Here is a 17,686-nt window from a genome sequence, read left to right on the forward strand (position 1 = left end):
TAACTTTTGACGAGGCGGGCCATCTGAAGCTCGCCAGCTGAATCCGCTTCTAGCGGCCGGCAGCAGCATCGCGCCACCGGGAATCAGCGTCAGACCGGTTTGACCACAGATGGTTGCAGTCCCGCCTCCGCGGCCGGTCCGGGCAAGGGCAAAACAGAAAGGCCGGCCTCTTTCGAGCCCGGCCAGTTTTTGGAGGTACAGACCGCGCCTGCGGCAAGCCGCAGACCCAACCGTCAGTTTCTATATTGCTGGATACGTGTCGCTCTCAGACCCGCCAGCCCATGGCGCTCAATCGAGCTCTGCCATGACAGGAACTCTTCGACCGTCAGCGTGTAACGCTGGCAAGCCTCTTCCAGGGAAAGGAGGCCGCCGCGGACAGCTGCCACGACTTCCGCCTTACGCCGGATGACCCACCGCTTTGTACTGGGCGGCGGCAGATCAGCGATGGTGAGAGGGCTTCCATCCGGCCCAATCACATATTTCACACGCGAACGAATTTGCTCGGTCATTTTACTCTCACACAAACCATGACCAGGTCTTGAAGAGAGAATAGACAGCGGAGTTTAAAATTTACCTAAGCGAGAAGTTACATTGTATTAACTATGAAATTGCGATTTCTTGAGGCAGCGCTTAAGAAAGCATTTCAAAATAGTTCGCCTTTGTTTAGCCAAATTGAGAGTTTGTTTACCATACGGTAATCTGTAGACCATTCCCGGCCTTCCCCGTCCCCTCCGGCAGCAAACAAAAAAGCGCAGGAGAAAACTCCCACGCTTCAGACCGACGGATTGTGCCTGCCCTTTGGCAGGCCGGTCTTATAGCAAGGCTCTGAGATGCTGACGCATCACGCCTTGAAATTGCTCAAGCTCCGCACGGGCCGGAGCGAATGCCAGTGAGTCATTCTCACCGGCAGCTCGTCTTAACTCGCCCTCGCGACCGACGTGACCGAACTGACCGGGATCGAGATGCCGCCGATCTCAAGATAAGGCGTGCCGCTCGACAGATCGACGCGGTCGACAACGCCGGATATCTGCGTCGTCGGTGTCACCTTGTTCCCGGCTGCATTCGACAGCCTGAAGGAGACCGTATAGGCCCCATCCGGCATGACGGCGCCAGTGGCGGTCTTGCCGTCCCAGATGAAGGTGTTGTTGCCCCTGTTGAACTCAACCGGCCCTTCATAGACCTTGGCGCCAGCGGAATTGCGGATCTCGACAGTGCCCGATGCCGCCTCTGAAACATTGGCCTTCCAGATTGCCTCGCCATTGGTCAGGACGCTGCTGGCGCCGGATGCAGTGACCTGGGAACCAAGATAGTTCACATAGGAGGAAGCCTGCCCCGCCTGCATCATGGCAATCAGGCTTTCAAGGTGCTGATTGCTCTTGATGGCCTGTTCAACGCTGGAATATTGCACCAGCTGCTGGGTGTATTGCGAGGCATCCAGAGGCTCAAGCGGGTCCTGATTCTTGATCTGCGTGGTCAGCAGCGTCAGGAACAGGTCATAGCTGCCAAGCAGTGTCTGCTGGCTGATTGCGCTGGCGCTTGTCTGAGTGCTGTTTGTGCCTGTAACCGTCGCCATTCTCTTCACTCCTGACACCGGCGGCCTGCAGCCAAGCCGGAGTTTGCACGCATACTAGATCCGGATATCGACGCCGCTGCGCCCATTCTGGCGGTAGAGCTGCACCACGCGTTCGCTGATTCCGCGCTCTGCTGCCTGCCCGTCCTGTCCCCGCTGCTGATCCTGACGGCCGGACTGGCCGGAGCCATTGCCCTGCCCGTCACCGGAAAAAGCAAACTGGCGGCCATTGCCTTCATCGCGCAGCGAAAACTGCAGCCCGCCCTGCTCGGCCTTCAGACCGATCTGCTCCAGCGCCCGCTCAAGGCCCTTCTGGTCGCGCATGAACATGTCCAGCGTTTCGGACTTGTCGACGATGAGGTGAGCTTCGACTTCACCGCCGGCCTTGACCCTCATATGCACCTCGATCCGGCCGAGCTCCGGCGGATCGAGCCGCATCTGGAACCGGCTCTGCCCGGCGCGGGACTGCAGCTGGATCTGTCCGGCAATCTGGCTGGCGGCAGCCTGGGCCTGTGCCTGCGTGGGCACCTGCCCGGACACAGATGCCTGCGCCGTGCCCGCGCCCGTGGCCGTTTGCCCGTCAGCCCGGCCAAAACCGGTAAAATCCATCCGTCCGGCACGGGCATCCAGTGCCACGGCCGGGTCCGGTCCCTTGTCCGCCTCTGCGTCATCCGGCGCAGCAGCGTTTGCGGCAGCCTGACCGGCGTTGACGGTAGCCGATGCGCCCGCCAGATCAGCCGCCTGCGTGCCTTTCATGGCCACAGGCTGTGTCACCGGCTTTTCAGACGAAACCTCATCCGCAACGCGATAGCGGCTGCCAGAACCATCCTTGTCCGCAGCCTGCTTCTGAACTGCCAGCTGCACGGCCTCGTCAGCCTGAGCTGTCTGCGCGGCCGTTCCCGCAACTGCCTTGGCCGTCAGGCTGCTGGCAGCCGCATTTGCGACAGCACTGGCCACCGCCTGCTGGGCCAAAATTTCGGGCCGGGCAGCGGGAGCCCCGGCAACATCATCCGCACCGGCAGCAATGGCAAAACGCAGCGTCTCGACCCCGTCCGGCTGGGCATCAACCGCAGGAGCTGCCGTTGCGGCCACCGGCTGGGACGCAGCACCCTCTGCTGCCACAGGCGTGCCTGCCGGAGAAACCGGCTGCGGACGCGCCTGAGCCTGGGTCCCGGCCTGGGGTGCAGCAGCTGCCTGAGGCTGAGGCTGAGACTGGGTCTGAATCTGGGCATCAGCGGAACCGGTTGAGCCTGCCCTGATGGCCACTGCCTCCCCCTGGGCAGAGCGTGCAAGCGCTGCCAGAACATCTGGCTGTAGAGCTTCAGCCTCGCTGGCTGTGAGCCCTGCAGCGGCAAGCGCAACCTCAAGACCGGCACCCGCCTGCGGCCAGGCAGTTGTCAGCTGCTGAACCGCCTGCGGCACGGCGCCCGGAGCGGGGGCGGATCCGGTATCAGCACCAGCAGGAGCCATCGCTTGCGTGGCCGCGGGAGCCTTGCCAGCCTCAGCGGACGGCATATCCCCGCCAGCAGGTGCAGGGGGCGCGGAAAGAGACGCATCAACCTGCGGCCGGGCCATGCCGGGCTGCACCTGCGGCTGCCCGCCCGGCTGCGGCAGATCCGGCAAGGCCGGAGTGATGCTGCCGCGCAGGCCATCCGCGCCATTCAGCGCACCATCCTGAAGGCCATTCTGCACGGGAGCAGAGACAACCGGCTGCGGCGCTGGAAGAGGGGCAGGCATGACGAATGCCACCACCATCGCCGCCGCATCCGCGGCCTCAGCACCGTCTTCGCCATCCGGCACCGGCGCATCCACAAACGGCAAACCATCAGGCGCAGCCTCACCAGCCGACTTGCCGGGAACCTGGGACGGCAGCTCACCGGGAGCTGCAACCGGCACCTGAGGCAGGGGCACAGGCAGCGCTGCATCCGCATCAATGGCCGCCGGCTCCGCCACGGCGCCGGGCTGCAGCACCTGCAGACCCTGCGCATCAATGGCCTTCTGCGCCGGAAGGCTGCCGGAAGCAGACGCATTCACCGGCACAGGCTGCACACCCGCAAGCGGCGCCCCAGCGCCTTCAACGCCAGCGCTTGCCAGAACACCGGCGAAGACACCCTCCGCCGCCTGACCGCCAGCCGAAGCCCCGGCGCCTGCCCCAGCAGGTGCGCCCATGCCACCAAGATCGATCCGAAGCTGAAATGCCTGCACGGCAACCCTCGACGCTTGCCCACAAGGGGCGAATTTGTCCTTGTCAGCCAAAAGCAAGGACGGGGCCAATTTCAGCACCCGCAAATTGTTGTTTTGAATCAGGAAAATGACCGGTGGACGTCACTTCCCTCACGCCCTCAGCCCGGCAAATCCTGCCCGGCACGGCAAGGCTTGCCCGGTAACCTGCACCTTTTGCCGGGCCGATTGGCAGCAGCGTGCCTTGCCTGTATACTGCCCCCATCTCCCGGACGGCCTGACCGCAGTTCCGCCGGGCTGCCTGCGGCACATGCGGGACAGCTTGACCTTCGGCATTGCTGCAGTCATGCCCTTCCGGCCAACGCCCATCCCGCCCCCGGCCCTTGACCCCGGCGGAACGAGAGGACGCAAAATGCTGAATACCCTTCATCTGCCGAAGCCCCCGGCAGAGACCCGTGTCGTTGTCGCCATGTCCGGCGGCGTCGACTCTTCCGTTGTCGCCGGCCTGATGAAGCGCGAGGGCTATGATGTCATCGGCATCACCCTGCAGCTTTATGACCATGGCGCCGCCGTCCACCGGGCAGGCTCCTGCTGCGCCGGGCAGGACATTCACGATGCACGCCGCGTGGCCGAGCGCCTCGGCATCCCCCATTACGTGCTGGACTACGAGCGCCGCTTCAAGGAGCAGGTGATCGACCGTTTCGCCGACAGCTATCTCAACGGCGAAACGCCGGTGCCTTGCGTGGCCTGCAACCAGACGGTCAAATTCTCCGACCTGCTGGCCACCGCCCGCACGCTGGGTGCCGATGTGCTGGCCACCGGCCATTATGTGCGCACGGCGCCGGGCACTGACGGCCACCACCAGATGTTCCGCCCGGCGGACCTTGACCGCGACCAGAGCTACTTCCTCTTTGCCACCACGCAGGAGCAGCTGGATTTCCTGCGCTTCCCGCTCGGCGGCATGCCGAAGGCGGTCGTGCGCGAATTGGCCCGCGAATTCGGACTGTCCGTTGCCGACAAGCAGGACAGCCAGGACATCTGTTTCGTGCCCAAGGGCAAGTATTCCGACGTGATCCAGAAGCTGCGCCCCGATGCGCTGGAGCCGGGCGACATCGTGCATCTGGACGGGCGTGTGCTGGGCCGGCACGAGGGCATCATCCACTACACCATCGGCCAGCGGCGTGGCATTGGCGTGGCCACCGGCGAACCGCTTTACGTGGTGCATCTGGACGCTGCGCAGAAGCGGGTGCTCGTCGGCCCCAAGGAGGCGCTCGCCACCCGCACGCTGGAACTGCGCGACCTCAACTGGCTGGGCGCAACGCCTGCCACGGAAGGCATGCGCGCCGAAGTCTTCGCCAAGGTCCGCTCCACCCGCCCGCCGACCCCGGCGGTGCTGACCATCACGGATGGCGTGACAAAGGTGGAGCTGACAGACGGGGAAACCGGTGTCGCGCCGGGGCAGGCCTGCGTCTTCTATGACAGCGACGGCAGCAGCGCGCAGGTTCTGGGCGGCGGCTGGATCGCCCGCGCCAGACCCCTCGGCCTCACCAGCCCCGCCTTCACCCGCGAGGAAAACCGGACGCTGCCGGCAGCGTGAGGCTATTTTCCTCTCCGTCCGCTGCGGACGGAGAGGAAAACCCCGGAAGCATCAGGCGGGTTCGCGCACCTGCATCTCGATGCGCAAGCCCGCTGCTGTTGCCATATTCACCAGCGCATCAAGACCGAACAGATTGATCTTGCCGCGCATCAGGTCAGACACACGCGGCTGCGTCACGCCAAACATCTGCGCGGCCTGCGCCTGATTCAGTCCGGCACGCTCGATATGGCTCTTCAACGCCATCATCAGCATGGAGCGAAGCTTCATGTTCTCCACTTCTTCCGGCGTGTCTTCGATGGCGTCCCAGACACTGGCAAACCGCTCATTGGCAAACTGCGGCTCATTCATCGGCCCTGTTCCTTCAGCAAGTCGCGGTAACGCTTCGCAGCGAGATCAAGATCGGACTTTGCCGTTTTTTCCGTCTTCTTCTGAAAGCAATGAAGCACGTAAACAGCATCAGCAAACCTGGCGGCATAGATGACGCGGAACGCACCGGACGCATCGCGGATCCGGATTTCCTTCACCCCTTGCCCCACCGTTGTTCATCGGCTTCCAGTCATCCGGCTCAAGACCGCTTTGCACCCGGTCAAGCTGATACCCGGCGTCCCGCCGCACCTGTGGCGGAAAGGCGCGCATGTCATCAGGAGAGCTGCCACAGAAAGCGACTGGTTATGGATCCCGCCATAATCCGAGTATACAAAATTTTGTATAAAAGACAAGCTGCCGCAAGGTCCCTGTCAGTTCATCCGCAAACCGCCCCCGCTGCGCCGTCCCGGCCTCCGTGCCGGGACCTGTCATGGACGCAAGGCCCTGGCCCGCCGCACCATCCGCTCCATCCGCGCCGGAGGATCATCCATACAATAAGCTGAATTATTCATGCATACGGCGCCACATCGCGCCTGCCGCATCAAAAGCCAGGCAACGCCATGGGGCAACCGCCCCAAGGCACCAGAAATCCGCCATTTTCCCCGCATTTGCCGGACAGCTTCACCGCCGTCATCCACAGGCAGAACAGCCACTTCTGCCGCCTGTCAAAATCCCGTCAAACCCCGCTTGACAGGAGCCCCCGCCCCTTCCTATAAGCTCCCCACACCGGCGCCACCGCGCCGCGCTCAAGCCTCTGCCCGCCGGACAGCACCAACCTCTCCGGCACTCCAAAACGGCAGACGGATGGATGGCGGAGTAGCTCAGTTGGTTAGAGCAGCGGAATCATAATCCGCGTGTCGGGGGTTCGAGTCCCTCCTCCGCTACCACTTTTCCAGTTATTTTATTGTTTTAGCTACACAAATGGCTGAACTCCCAGAGTCTGCCTCAAAAGAGGTGAGTGATTTCAACAGGCTATGATTCCTCCGGATTTGCGAGATTCGATGGAGTTCAAAATGGCCTGGAGCGAAATCACCCGCCGGCACTATGACCGGCGGACGGCACGCTATGCAAGCGGCATCATAGATCGGGAATGGGCTTTGGTTGAACCTTTTTTTGCCCATGGCCCGCATAGAGTCTCATCCGCCGTTCGGCGAAGTCAGAGTTGCCATCGTCGAAAACATCGAGCACAACAACATCGAGCCCCATATGCTCCGCAGCTCGGGCGACGCGCGGCAGTGCATCGGCCAGAAGGTCGCCGCCGTAGCCCTGACCAGCATTGCGCTGGTCCACGCCGGTCATGGACAGAAATGCCGCCGGAATGGATCCATGCGCGGGCCGGGTGCGGGCGTATTTCGCCGGCAGGTCCTGATAGTCGATCGCATGGACATTGAGCGCATAGAAGCCGATCACCGCGCCATCCGGGGCAGTCATCACATGGACGCGCAGATTACCGGCATCAGCCAGCTTCTTCGCGGTCTTCTTGAAGGAGTTGTCAACCTGCTCAACACCGCAGGAGAAGGCCGTCCGGTCGTGCTTGTCCGGATCGAACGGCTCTATGAGGCTTTTCGGCGATTCACCGCCAGTCACTTCGACAGTACAAGCGACTTATGGCGGGCAAATGCGTCCTTCAGCTTCGCGGACGGCTGCGGCGGTGGTTCGAGCGCGTCGAAGAAAGCGGCGTGATCGACAGGTTCAAGCAACGTGCGCTCATGCGCGGCGATTGTCGCAAGCGCGGACTGGTAGGCGGCGCTCATGGTGAACACGCTGCCGTTCACGCCGCTCAGTGCCGCAGCGCGCTGGATGGCCTGCTTGACATGCGGCTTGGCACGAAAGCTCATTCGCTCGCTTGCACGGCCGTCAATGTCCTTCGTTGTGTCATCAAATGCAGGCATGGCTGCTTTCCAGAGACCTGAAGCAGCGCGAGATATACGCCTCGACGGCGTACATGACAACGAAACGGTCTGGCTCGAATACTGCCGCGGGGCTTCGCCCTGCAAAGCCTCGTAAATCGGGCGCCTCGGCCCCTCACGTCGCCTTTTTGACGAACTCGGACTTCAGGCCGATCGGGCCGATGCCGGGGATCTTGCAGTCGATGTTGTGGCCGCTGTCGGCGAGACGGATGCCGCGGACCTTGGTGCCGATCTTGAGGACACAGGAGGAGCCCTTGAGCTTCAGGTCCTTGATCAGGGTCACCGTGTCGCCATCGGCGAGCAGGTTCCAACGCTATCACGCACTTCAAGGCCCGCCTCGGGTGCGGCGGCCAGCGGCCATTCATGCCCGCACTCGGGGCATGTCAGGGTGCCTTCCACTTCATAGGTGAAGGTGGAGCGGCATTCGGGGCAAGGGGGCAAAGTGTCCATGGCCGGGGTATAGGCCCCGCCCCGGCTGATGGCAACATCAGGGTTTTCCCTTAGGCCGCTGCCATCAGCGCAGGCAGCACAGGGCCCTAGTCCCCGCTCATCGCCCGGATCAGCACATCGCGCAGGCCGTCCATGCCCGGCTCCCGGCCTGCCTGCGGCGTGGCGGCCGGCATCATGCCGGGGGTGAAGCCATGCTCGAGAAAGCGGGAGACAAGCGCCCGGTCGCGGCTGACCACATGGACGGGCACGGCACGCGAGGCCCCTTGCCCGGTGATGATCGCCGCCGGCTGGTGGTCGCCCAGAAACACATAGAGCGCCTCGCCGTCCGAGCGGGCGATATAGCTGCCGAGGGTTTCCAGCGCATAATCGATGGTGCGGATATAGTGATCGCGCACCCGCTCCGGGTCGGCCCAGACCACGGCGGGACTGTCGCCGCTTTCCGCCTGAGCGTTGAAATTGCTGCCCTCTGCGGCCTTGTCCCAGTCAATGAGGCTTGGCACCGGTGTCCACGGCGCGTGGCTGGAGATAAGGGCGATTTCCGCCATCACCGGCTTGCCCTCTGCCGCTGCGGGCAGGCGCGCCAGCCTGTCAAAGGCGGAGAGCGTATACTGGTCCGGCATCGTCACCCAGTTAAAGGGCTTGCCGGTGTAGCCAAGGTCCTCGGCCGCCAGCACCGTGTCATAGCCATAATAGGCAGACTCCGGCCAGTCCATGGTGATGGCGGGCATCACCGCCACGCTCTGCCACCCGGCATCGCGGAACAGGCGGTTGAGGCTCGGCCTGCCGCTGCGCATCAGCAGGTCATAGCGCGCCTGACTGTCCACCCACAGGCCCGACAGCAGCGTGCCATGGGCGAGCCAGCTGAGGCCGCCCACGGTCGGCGCGCGGGTCCAGCCGCTGGCCATGGCATAGCCCGCCTCCTCCAGCTCTGCCTGCACGGCGGCAAGGCGCGGGCCGGTGAGCGGGGCATAGCGCGGGTCCTCGATGGCGCTGCGGCCATAGGATTCGATGAAGGCCAGCACCACATCCTGCCCCCGGACGCGGGCGAAAAGCTGCCCGGGCGGCGGCAGGTCCGCAGGCTGCATCAGTTCGGCCTCAAAGGCGCTGAGGTCAGCGATGGAACGGGCCACCACCTTCAGCCGTTCTCCGAGGCTGGCGCTCTGGAACCCGGCATTGCCGCCGGCGGCGAGCATCGCAAGCCCCCCTGCCAGCAGGATGGCAAAGCCAGCCAGCGCAGGCAGGCGCAAGGGGGCCCGCATGCGGATGAGGCAGACTGCCGACCAGAAGAACGCCGCCATCGCTCCTGCAAGCACGGCAAAGGCCAGAGCCACAGCCAGCCCAGCGGTGAAGCTGCCGATGGTGCCGGACAGAAGGTTCCAGCCATCGCCCAGCATCCTGATATCGAGGTAGGGGTTGAACGGCCGCTGAAACGCCATCTGCACGCCGGTGTCGGCAAGTTTCAGGACCAGCAGAACGAAGACCAGCACAGTGGTCAAGACAGCGGCGCCATAGGCAGACCGCTTCGGCAGCAGCAGCAAGGCAAGCCCCGCCAGCGGCAGCTCGAAGGGCAGGTGCGCGAAAGCACCCAGCGTGTAGCCGCCCGGCCGGTCCGGCAGGTTGCAGGCCGTCATGATGACCAACAGGAACACGGCCAGCGCCACAACGGGCCTCAGTGAGCCGCTGCGGGCCAGATCATCTTCCCCTGCCCTCGCCTTCGGGGTCTTGCCGCTCCATCTATGGCCTGTCATTCACTTTGCCTTCTCTTGTTCCGGAGCCGCCTTTGCCCCCCGCCCCATCCGACCGCCAGCCTGAGACTTCCCCTTGCGCAAGGTGAGGCTGCTTGCGCCGCTTGCGGGTCTGGCGCTTCTGGCTGGCCTCATTGCCCTCCTGGATCCGGCCGGCATCGCGGCCGCCCTCGCCAAAGCGCCAGCCGGCCATCTGCTGGCCGGGTTGCTGCTCGTCCAGCTTCAGACAGTGTTGTCGGCGGTGCGCTGGCGTTTCACCGCTGCCCGCCTTGGCCATTCCATTCCGCTTGGCGCGGCCATCCGGGAATATTACCTCGGCGGCACGCTCAACCTGCTGCTGCCCGGCGGCATGGCGGGGGATGCGGCGCGGATCTACCGGGTGAAGGAGAGCGCAGAGGGCGGCTGGAAACAGGCGGCCACGGCCGTGGCGCTGGAGCGGATGTCCGGCCAGCTTGCCTTCGCGCTTCTCATGGGCGGCGGGCTCCTCGCCTGGGCCGTCATTCTGCCAGCGGAGAGCATCCCCGCCTTGCCGCAGGTTTCCGCGCCCTCCGCACCGCCCCTCGTCTGGCTGGCCGCCGCAGGTCTTGTGCTGGCTGCGCTCGCCCTGCCACTGCTCTGCCCGGCCTTGCGCGCCCGCCTGCGCCGTTTTGGGCCGGTGGCTCATCAGGCGCTGCGTGCCGCCTTCTGGAGCAGAGGCGCACTGGCCGTGCAGGTGGGCCTCAGCCTGCTGATCACCGGAAGCTACCTGCTGACTTTCACGGTCGCGTCCGATGCTGTCGGAGCCAGCCTGCCAGTGTTTGCAGTGGTCACCATCATTCCCCTGTGCCTGCTCAGCATGCTGATCCCGGTGGGCGTCGGCGGCTGGGGCACACGGGAGGCTGCGGCAGCAGCCCTTTGGCCGCTGTTCGGCTTCACCGCAGCGCAAGGGCTGGCGGCGAGCCTGCTGTATGGAATGATATCGCTGGCCGGAGCGGCCTTGCCGGGGCTCGCTCTCCTGGCGCTGGAGCTTCTGCGCCAGAAACGCTGATCCCGCCAGCCGCATCAGGCCGCCAGCCTTGCATAGATATCGCCCGAGGGGCTTTCCGGCGTCAGCCCTGCAATCTCCGCCAGCACGTCATCCCCTGTCACCCAGTGGCCGCTGACAAAGCGGTGCTGCTCGCCTACCACCCGGTTGAAGCGGTAGGGGCCGAGCTTCTCCAGCAAGGCCACCGCCTCGCGTGCCACCTCCGGCAGGGCCGGGATATATTCAAGGGCCACGAGAGGGATAGGCTGCGACAGGCCGCGCAGGATATCGCTTTCCGCACCTTCCACGTCGATCTTGCAGAAGGCCGGGCGGCCATAGCGCTCGATCAGCCGGTCCAGCGTCGTCACAGGCAAGCGGATCTCGCTATCCCACACCACGTCGCGGAAACCTTCCGTTCCGCGCACACCATCGATGAACCGGTCCGAAATGGTCGTCACCGTCGGGTAGCGGCTGGAAATGTGCAGCACAGCCTCCCCCTCCTCAGCCCCCACAGCCACCGTTTCGAAGCCGCGCAGGCGGTGAGCGAGATGGCGCTCGATCATCCGCGCAAAGACGGGCTGCGGCTCCACCGCCACCACTTCGGCGCCAAGACCCAGCAGCGTGGCGCTGCGGCTGCCGACATGGGCGCCGATATCAAAGACGAGATCACCGGGGGCAACAAGCCGCCGGTAGAACCGTTTCAGCTGCCAGCGCCGCCAGGGCTGGCCGTAATAGATGACAAGCGAACGGGCAAGGCCCAGTGCGGCACGGACTGAGATCCTTCCGGTCAAAGGCCAGCCTCCGGCTTGCGCAGCAGATAGGCCGTGTCCACCGCAAAGGACCAGGCGAGCGCCGTTAGCGCCACCGCTGCGATCCAGACAGAAAGCGGCGCCGTGACGAACGGCAGCAGCAGCACGCAGAGCGCCGCCACCTGCACCACGCAGACCAGCTTGCGCCGGAAAGACGGCGGCAGCGGCGCGGCAAGGCGACGCTGCACATATTGCGCCAGCACGAAGCCGTAGCGCATCAGCCCGATGAGCAGCACCCAGGGCCCCGCCTTGTCCAGCTGCCAAACGGCAGCCGAAAGACACAGGATCAGGAAGGCATCCACTTCCATGTCGAAGCGGGCCCCAAGGTCCGATTCCTGATGGAGACGCCGCGCCAGATAGCCATCCAGCCCGTCCAGAGCCAGCGCCAGGCCCGCGAGCCCGGCCAGCGTCCAGTGAACCTCAACGCCGGCCCGGTGCATCTCCGCAAACAGCACCACCGCCGCAACAAGGCTGACCATCGCCGCGCGGATGGCCGTCACCGTGTTGGCCGCACCGAATTTGTGGAACTGGTGATGAACCAGCCCGCGCAGCACCAGACCAAACACCGCCAGCAGCACAGCGGATGCGGCCAGCGGCACATCGAGCCCCAGAGACAGGGAGACAGATACCGCCGCATAGACCGCAACAGACAAGGCAAGGACGGCCGCCAGAACGCGAAGAGTATCCAGTCTCAAGGCGGACTGCTGAGCGGGTGCGCCCCTTGCTCCACCCGCGAACGGTATCGAGGTACCATGCCCTGTTGAGGTTTCATTCGACAGCATCAGCGGCCACTCCGGCGAAAGGCTTTGCAGCGGGGCCCCACAGAGTTACGGGCTCTCACCTGCAATCCTTACGCAGGAACCTTGCTGTCAGATTGCTCAGCCGGGCAAGCTCTATCGCTCTGCCCGCCTTCACCCCACAGCCATGATCTGCTGCCAGGCGTCATAGGCGGACAGGACGGTTTCCATCTGGGCGGTGTGGCCGGTGATGAACTCCGGACCGTAGATGGTTTCGTCCGGGTATTCGGTGATCAGCGTCACCGGCACCGTATGGCGCGCGTCCACCGAGCACAGGCACGGGAAGCCGTTGACCATGCGGAACCCTGTGCCGCCAGCGTGGGCTTCGTAGAGCGCGATCTGCCGGGCGTTTTCCTCCAGCAGGCCCGGGATGGCCGCGAGATGGCGCGTCACCCGGTCCATCAGGTCCTCGGCCTGCCGCTCCCAGCCCTCCAGGTAACGCAGGATCAGGAAGAAGCCTTTCGGCAGCGTCCACATGGCAAAATGCCGGGGCACATAGCCGGAAAGCGGCCGCGTCCACTCATGTGAGGGATAGCCATGCAGGTTGACGTGCAGTTGCGCACCCGTGCGTGCTTCTGCCTCAATGCGGATGGCCTTCTCAAGGAGAAGATCCCCGGCGGTTCCGGGCCTGCGGTATTCAAGGTCATCCCCCAGCGCCGTGTAGCGGGCGGCATGATGCATGTGGAAGGGATTGTCCGCAATCAGCCGCTGGTGCAGGGCATAGCCATCCGGATTTTCCTGCGGCGACAGGGTGAAATGCGCGCCGTCGCGGGCGGCCAGAACCTGCCCGGCACGCAATGCGCCCACAACCCCGGTCGTCTCGTTGGCATGCTGGCCGGCGCTGATCATCACCGGCACATCTGTGCCCTTCCGGTAACGGGCCTCAACCTTCCGGCCCGCGCGTGAAGACGCTGAAAAAGCCTCGCCGCCCACCCGCGCCAGTTCTGCGGAAATCTGCGCAGGGGACAGGGGCGCAGCCGCCTGCGCCAGATCCTGCTCTGCCGGGCTGTGCACCGTCGCAGGCCGGGTTTCGCTGGAGAGCGGACGCAACTCGATGCGCAGGTGATAGCTCTCCTGCCCGCCAAGCACTTCCGGCACGATCTGCCCCGGCTTCAGCCCCCGGTCGCCCTGCGGGCGGCCGGATTTCATCTGGAAGAATTCCAGCAGCGAGAAATAGAGATCCTCGTGCATCGCCTCGGCAAGGCTCATCACCTCATGCGCATGGGCAAGCGGCAGATCAGCTGCAGGCAGGCGGACGGCAAGGTTCAGCTCCTCGAACCAGGGCTCTGCCACGCCCCAGTCATGGCTGCTGACGGCATCCAGCGCTTGCGCAAACAGCGCCTCGTAGGGCGTCTCAAAGGGCATGCCCACCGTATCGCCATTCAGCTTCACCCAGCCGCAGGGGGAGAGGTTCATCTGTCCGGCAAGATCCTGATGCTCCCGGTTGGGGGCAAGGATGGTGACGGTCTGTGTGCTGCCATCGTGATGGGTCAGCACCAGCTCATACTGCAGGCTGCCATCCGTCCGCGCCGAGAAGGTGAGCGGGCGCGGCGCAATCAGGGCAGCGAGCGGATAGGCCTCCAGCCGGAAGCGGTTTTCCGGCGCCAGCGGATGCACCGGATAGCGCAGCTCTGCGGCGGCAACGCCGTCCAGATCCACCTCTTCCTGCACCGCATGAACCAGCGGCTTGTAGGCACTGCGGATGATTGCCGTGATGCCCTTTTCCGCCAGCGCCGCTTCGATGGCGCGGCGGGTCTTCAGATCATCGAAGGTCCAGGCCTCCAGCGCCGTGATGCCGGGGCGCAGCAGCGCCGAGAGGCGGTCCAGCGTGGAGGAAAAGCCGGCGTCTTTCAGGCAGATGGCCGTGCTGGTCATCGGCTTACCTCGTGCTGCGTCCGGTGGGGTCGAGGCTGTCGCGCAGCCAGTCGCCGAGAAGATTGAGGCCCAGCACCGTCAGCAGGATGGCAAGGCCGGGGAATACGCTGATCCACCAGGCCGTCTGCAGATAGGTGCGGCCATCGGCCAGCATGCCGCCCCAACTCGGCACCGTACGGTCAACGCCAAGGCCGAGGAAGGTGAGGCTGCTCTCCAGCAGGATGTTGTTGGCCACGTTCAGCGTCATCAGCACGATCACCGGTCCCAGCAGGTTGGGCAGGAGATGCTGCAGGATGATACGCCAGTCGCGCACGCCGATGGCCTTGGCGGACTGGATGAACTCCCGCTCGCGCAGGGTCAGCACCGAACCGCGCACAAGGCGGGCATATTGCACCCATTGCGAGACGATCAGCAGGATGATGGTGTTGGTCAGGCTGCCGCCAACGATGGCGATGAAGGTGATCGCCAGCAGGATGAAGGGCATGGCGAGCTGCAGATCGGCAAAGCGCATCACCACCATGTCCCAGAAGCCACGGTAGTAACCGGCGATCAGCCCCATGATGACGCCGAAGACAACGGCACCGGCCACCGACACGAAGCCGACCAGCAGCGAGATCTTGCCGCCGGCCACCACCCGCGCCAGGACGTCGCGGCCCAGCGCATCGGTGCCGAAGGGATGCGCCCAGGAGGTGAAGGGCGCCAGATTGCGGGCCATGAAGTCGATCTTGTCCACGCCGCCGGGAAACAGCAGGCCGGAGAAGATGACGGCAAGGCAGATCACCGTGGTCAGGCTGGCGCCCAGCACGAACTCAAGGTTGGAGAAGCGCCACAGGCGCGAGGTTGCGGAAGCCATGGCGCTTACTCCGTCCGGATGCGGGGATCGACCAGCCCGTAGGCGATGTCGACCAGAAGGTTGATGCCGACGATCATCAGCGAAAGAACCGTGATGACGCCCTGCAGCAGCGGATAGTCTCGGGCCCCCACCGCATCAAAGGCGAGCGTGCCGAGGCCTGGCCAGTTGAACACCCGCTCGATGACGACGATGCCGCCGAGCAACCCGCCGAACTGCAGGCCGAAATAGGTGATCAGCGGAATGGCGCAGTTCCTGAGCGCGTGCTTGTAAAGCACCTTGCTTTCGCTCAGGCCTTTGGCACGGGCCACCATCACATATTGCGACTGCAGCGTTTCCAGCATGGCGGTGCGTACCAGCCGCACGTTGGTGGCGGTCAGGATGACGCCCATGGTCAGCGCCGGCATGATGTAGCTCTCGATGCCGCTCATGCCGCTGGGCGGCAGGATGCGCAGGGTGATGGCGAAGAGCAGCACCAGCATGGTGGCCAGCCAGAAATTCGGAAAGGACAGGCCGATCAGCGAGAAGATGCGGATCACCTGGTCCACGCCCTTGCCCCGCGAGGTGGCGGCCTTGATGCCGAGCGGGATCGAGATGGCGATGGACACGGCCATGGAGATGAAGGCAAGCAGCAGGGTTGCCGGCAGTGCCGCGCCAATCAGCTGTGACACGGGCGTGCCGCCCACGAAGCTGCGCCCGAAATCAAGGGTAAGCAGCCCTTTCAGGAAACTGAAATACTGCACGAAGAACGGCTGGTCCGTGCCCAGTGCGGCGCGGATGCGCGCAAGGTCTTCCTCGGTCATGCTGCCGCCACCCTGGAACATCATCACGGCAGGGTCGCCGGTGAGGCGGATGGCAAACGAGACGACAAGCGTCAGCGCTATGACGACGAAAATGGCCTGCAGCAGGCGCTTGATGAGGAAACTGGCCACGTTCTTCTCCTTCAGGGCAGGAAAGCTGCCGCCCGCACGGGCAGGCGGCAGCCGCTGTCATGAGGTCACTCGACGGTGACTTCGTTGAGCTTCAGGCGCGTGTCCGGCGCCGGCACGAAGCCCTTCACCCGCTTGTTGATCGCGTAGATGGCGTTGGTGTTGTAGAGCGGCAGCTCCAGCGCCTTGCCGGCCACATAGGCACCGATTTCCTTCAGCACCTTCTCGCGCTCTGCGCGGCCGGTCATCGGGCGCTGGGATTCCAGCAGCTTGTCCAGCGTCTCGTCCTTGTCATACGGGTTCCACTTTTCGCCCGTGTGGTACATGGCGTAAGCGGTGTTGTCGTAATCGAAGGTCCAGCCGCCCCACTTCTGCTGGAACATCGCGCCGGTCTTGCCCTGCGGGATGATGTCGTTGATCAGCGTGCTGGTCTCATGCGGAGTAACGGAGACGTTGAGGCCGATGGACTGCAGGTAGAAGGAAATGGCCTGCGCCACTTCGTTCATGGTCGCGTCATTACCGCGCACGTCTATCTGCAGCGTGGCACCTTCCGGGACACCGGCCTCCTGCAGCAGCTTGCGGGCGCCTTCCGGATCAAACGGCAGAGGCTTCAGCTCCGGGTCGTAACCGAAGGACAGGGCGCTCTGGAAGCTGGCGATCTCTGCGCCCTGACCGGCGAGGATCGACTGAACGATCGCAGCGCGGTCCACGGCCATGATGATGGCCTTGCGCACGCGCGGATCGGCGGTGATGCCGTCACGGGTGTTGAAGCGCAGGGCATCCACCGTCGGTCCGGGAACGCTGACGATCTCCAGGTTGTTGTCGCTCTCAATGGTGGGGATCATGCCGATCGGAATGGTGGGCGGGATCACCAGATCGACGCGGCCGAACTGCAGTTCGGCAACGGCCGTCGCAGGCTCGGAGATGAAGCGGTATTCCAGCTCGGACAGCTTCGGCGCACCGCCCCAGTAATCCGGGTTTGCCGCCAGCGAGATGGAGGCCTTGGGCGCGTAGGAGACGAACTTGAACGGACCGGTGCCGACCGGATTGGTGTTGAAGAACTCCTCGCCCTTCTCGGCGATATACTGCGGCGGCACGATCATGGCGCCATAGCCGGCCAGCTTGGTCAGCAGCACCGGATCCGGGTTCTTCAGCTTCAGGTCCACCGTGTAGTCGTCGATGACTTCGACGCTGTCGATGACGACGTAGTTGGAGCGCTGCGGGCCCTTGGCACCTTCTTCGCCCAGCAGGCGGTCGAAGGTGAACTTCACGGCAGCGGCGTTGAAGGGTTCGCCGTTGTGGAACTTCACGTCCTTGCGCAGGGTGAAGCGGATACGCTTGCCCTCGTCCAGCTCTTCCCAGCTCTCGGCAAGGCCCGGCACCAGCTTCAGGTCCGGCCCGCGGTAGGTCAGGCCCTCAAAGATGTTGGTCGAAACGGCGGCCCAGGCGACGAGGAAGGTGTCGATCGGGTCCCAGCTGCCCGGATCCTGCGGGGAGGAAACCGTCAGCTTGCCAGCCGCAAATGCAGGCTGTGCCGTGAAGGATGCGCCGGAGATGGCCAGCGCAAGGGCGGCAACGCCCATGCCCCATGTCTTCAGTTTCAT

The 17,686-nt window shown here is 64.3% G+C and carries 14 protein-coding genes, 1 tRNA gene and 3 pseudogenes; 4 read left to right on the forward strand and 14 right to left on the reverse strand.

What is annotated here, in order from left to right:
* Window positions 1-233: 233 nt before the first annotated feature.
* The 3 genes from sciP to ASC48_RS01970 all read right to left on the reverse strand — a co-directional run bounded on the left by sciP (window position 234) and on the right by ASC48_RS01970 (window position 3,775).
* Complete coding sequence (gene sciP, locus ASC48_RS01960; RefSeq protein ID WP_019963894.1) at window positions 234-509, reverse strand: CtrA inhibitor SciP; 276 nt, start codon at window positions 507-509, stop codon at window positions 234-236.
* A gap of 407 nt (window positions 510-916) precedes the next feature.
* A complete protein-coding gene (locus tag ASC48_RS01965) occupies window positions 917-1,573 on the reverse strand; it encodes a flagellar hook assembly protein FlgD (protein ID WP_055454119.1) in 657 nt (218 codons plus the stop codon).
* A 54-nt stretch (window positions 1,574-1,627) separates the two neighbouring features.
* Window positions 1,628-3,775, reverse strand: a complete 2,148-nt coding sequence (locus tag ASC48_RS01970) for a flagellar hook-length control protein FliK (RefSeq protein WP_141658846.1) — start codon at window positions 3,773-3,775, stop codon at window positions 1,628-1,630.
* 388 nt (window positions 3,776-4,163) lie between these two features.
* On the opposite strand from ASC48_RS01970, the gene mnmA reads away from it, so the two are divergent.
* Entirely contained in the window at window positions 4,164-5,348 is a 1,185-nt protein-coding gene (mnmA, locus tag ASC48_RS01975) for a tRNA 2-thiouridine(34) synthase MnmA (RefSeq protein ID WP_055454121.1), read from the forward strand.
* Window positions 5,349-5,399: 51 nt separating this feature from the next.
* On the opposite strand, the gene ASC48_RS01980 is transcribed toward mnmA, so the two are convergent.
* Window positions 5,400-5,696, reverse strand: a complete 297-nt coding sequence (locus tag ASC48_RS01980) for a helix-turn-helix domain-containing protein (RefSeq protein ID WP_055454122.1) — start codon at window positions 5,694-5,696, stop codon at window positions 5,400-5,402.
* Window positions 5,693-5,984 (reverse strand): annotated as a pseudogene (locus ASC48_RS01985) (type II toxin-antitoxin system RelE/ParE family toxin). The gene ASC48_RS01980 and the pseudogene ASC48_RS01985 overlap by 4 nt, the downstream one beginning before the upstream one ends.
* A gap of 540 nt (window positions 5,985-6,524) precedes the next feature.
* On the opposite strand from ASC48_RS01985, the gene ASC48_RS01990 reads away from it, so the two are divergent.
* Together ASC48_RS01990 and ASC48_RS19450 are read left to right on the forward strand one after the other, a co-directional pair.
* A tRNA-Met gene (locus ASC48_RS01990) sits at window positions 6,525-6,601 on the forward strand.
* Window positions 6,602-6,688: 87 nt separating this feature from the next.
* Window positions 6,689-6,884 (forward strand): annotated as a pseudogene (locus ASC48_RS19450) (IS5/IS1182 family transposase); the annotation flags it as partial.
* Between the two features lie 413 nt (window positions 6,885-7,297).
* Here ASC48_RS19450 and ASC48_RS02000 read toward each other — a convergent pair.
* From ASC48_RS02000 to ASC48_RS02010, 3 genes and pseudogenes are all read right to left on the reverse strand, one after another.
* Window positions 7,298-7,606 carry a type II toxin-antitoxin system TacA family antitoxin gene (locus ASC48_RS02000; protein ID WP_055454124.1) on the reverse strand — a complete coding sequence of 103 codons (309 nt, stop codon included), beginning with the start codon at window positions 7,604-7,606 and terminating at the stop codon, window positions 7,298-7,300.
* Window positions 7,607-7,739: 133 nt separating this feature from the next.
* Window positions 7,740-8,074, reverse strand: a pseudogene (locus tag ASC48_RS02005) (zinc ribbon domain-containing protein YjdM).
* Window positions 8,075-8,160: 86 nt separating this feature from the next.
* Window positions 8,161-9,822: an alkaline phosphatase family protein gene (locus ASC48_RS02010; RefSeq protein ID WP_055454125.1), complete on the reverse strand. Its 1,662-nt coding sequence runs from the start codon at window positions 9,820-9,822 to the stop codon at window positions 8,161-8,163.
* 82 nt (window positions 9,823-9,904) lie between these two features.
* Here ASC48_RS02010 and ASC48_RS02015 point away from each other — a divergent pair, with 82 nt between their 5' ends.
* Complete coding sequence (locus ASC48_RS02015; protein WP_244269985.1) at window positions 9,905-10,846, forward strand: lysylphosphatidylglycerol synthase transmembrane domain-containing protein; 942 nt, start codon at window positions 9,905-9,907, stop codon at window positions 10,844-10,846.
* Window positions 10,847-10,860: 14 nt separating this feature from the next.
* Here the strand turns inward: ASC48_RS02015 and ASC48_RS02020 are convergent, their stop codons facing one another.
* The 6 genes from ASC48_RS02020 to ASC48_RS02045 form a co-directional block, all read right to left on the reverse strand.
* Window positions 10,861-11,613 carry an FkbM family methyltransferase gene (locus ASC48_RS02020; protein ID WP_072242492.1) on the reverse strand — a complete coding sequence of 251 codons (753 nt, stop codon included), beginning with the start codon at window positions 11,611-11,613 and terminating at the stop codon, window positions 10,861-10,863.
* Window positions 11,610-12,326, reverse strand: a complete 717-nt coding sequence (locus ASC48_RS02025) for a CDP-alcohol phosphatidyltransferase family protein (RefSeq protein WP_244269978.1) — start codon at window positions 12,324-12,326, stop codon at window positions 11,610-11,612. Before ASC48_RS02025 ends, ASC48_RS02020 begins: the two co-directional genes overlap by 4 nt.
* 216 nt (window positions 12,327-12,542) lie before the next feature.
* Window positions 12,543-14,303, reverse strand: a complete 1,761-nt coding sequence (locus tag ASC48_RS02030) for a M14 family metallopeptidase (protein ID WP_055454128.1) — start codon at window positions 14,301-14,303, stop codon at window positions 12,543-12,545.
* Between the two features lie 4 nt (window positions 14,304-14,307).
* Window positions 14,308-15,156, reverse strand: coding sequence for an ABC transporter permease (locus ASC48_RS02035; RefSeq protein WP_019963881.1), 849 nt, complete (start codon window positions 15,154-15,156; stop codon window positions 14,308-14,310).
* A 5-nt stretch (window positions 15,157-15,161) separates the two neighbouring features.
* Window positions 15,162-16,085, reverse strand: coding sequence for an ABC transporter permease (locus tag ASC48_RS02040; RefSeq protein ID WP_055454129.1), 924 nt, complete (start codon window positions 16,083-16,085; stop codon window positions 15,162-15,164).
* Window positions 16,086-16,150: 65 nt separating this feature from the next.
* On the reverse strand, window positions 16,151-17,686 hold the full coding sequence (locus ASC48_RS02045; protein WP_055454130.1) for an ABC transporter substrate-binding protein: 1,536 nt from the start codon (window positions 17,684-17,686) through the stop codon (window positions 16,151-16,153).

The organism is Pannonibacter indicus (assembly GCF_001418225.1).
GTDB classification, from domain to species: Bacteria; Pseudomonadota; Alphaproteobacteria; order Rhizobiales; family Stappiaceae; genus Pannonibacter; species Pannonibacter indicus.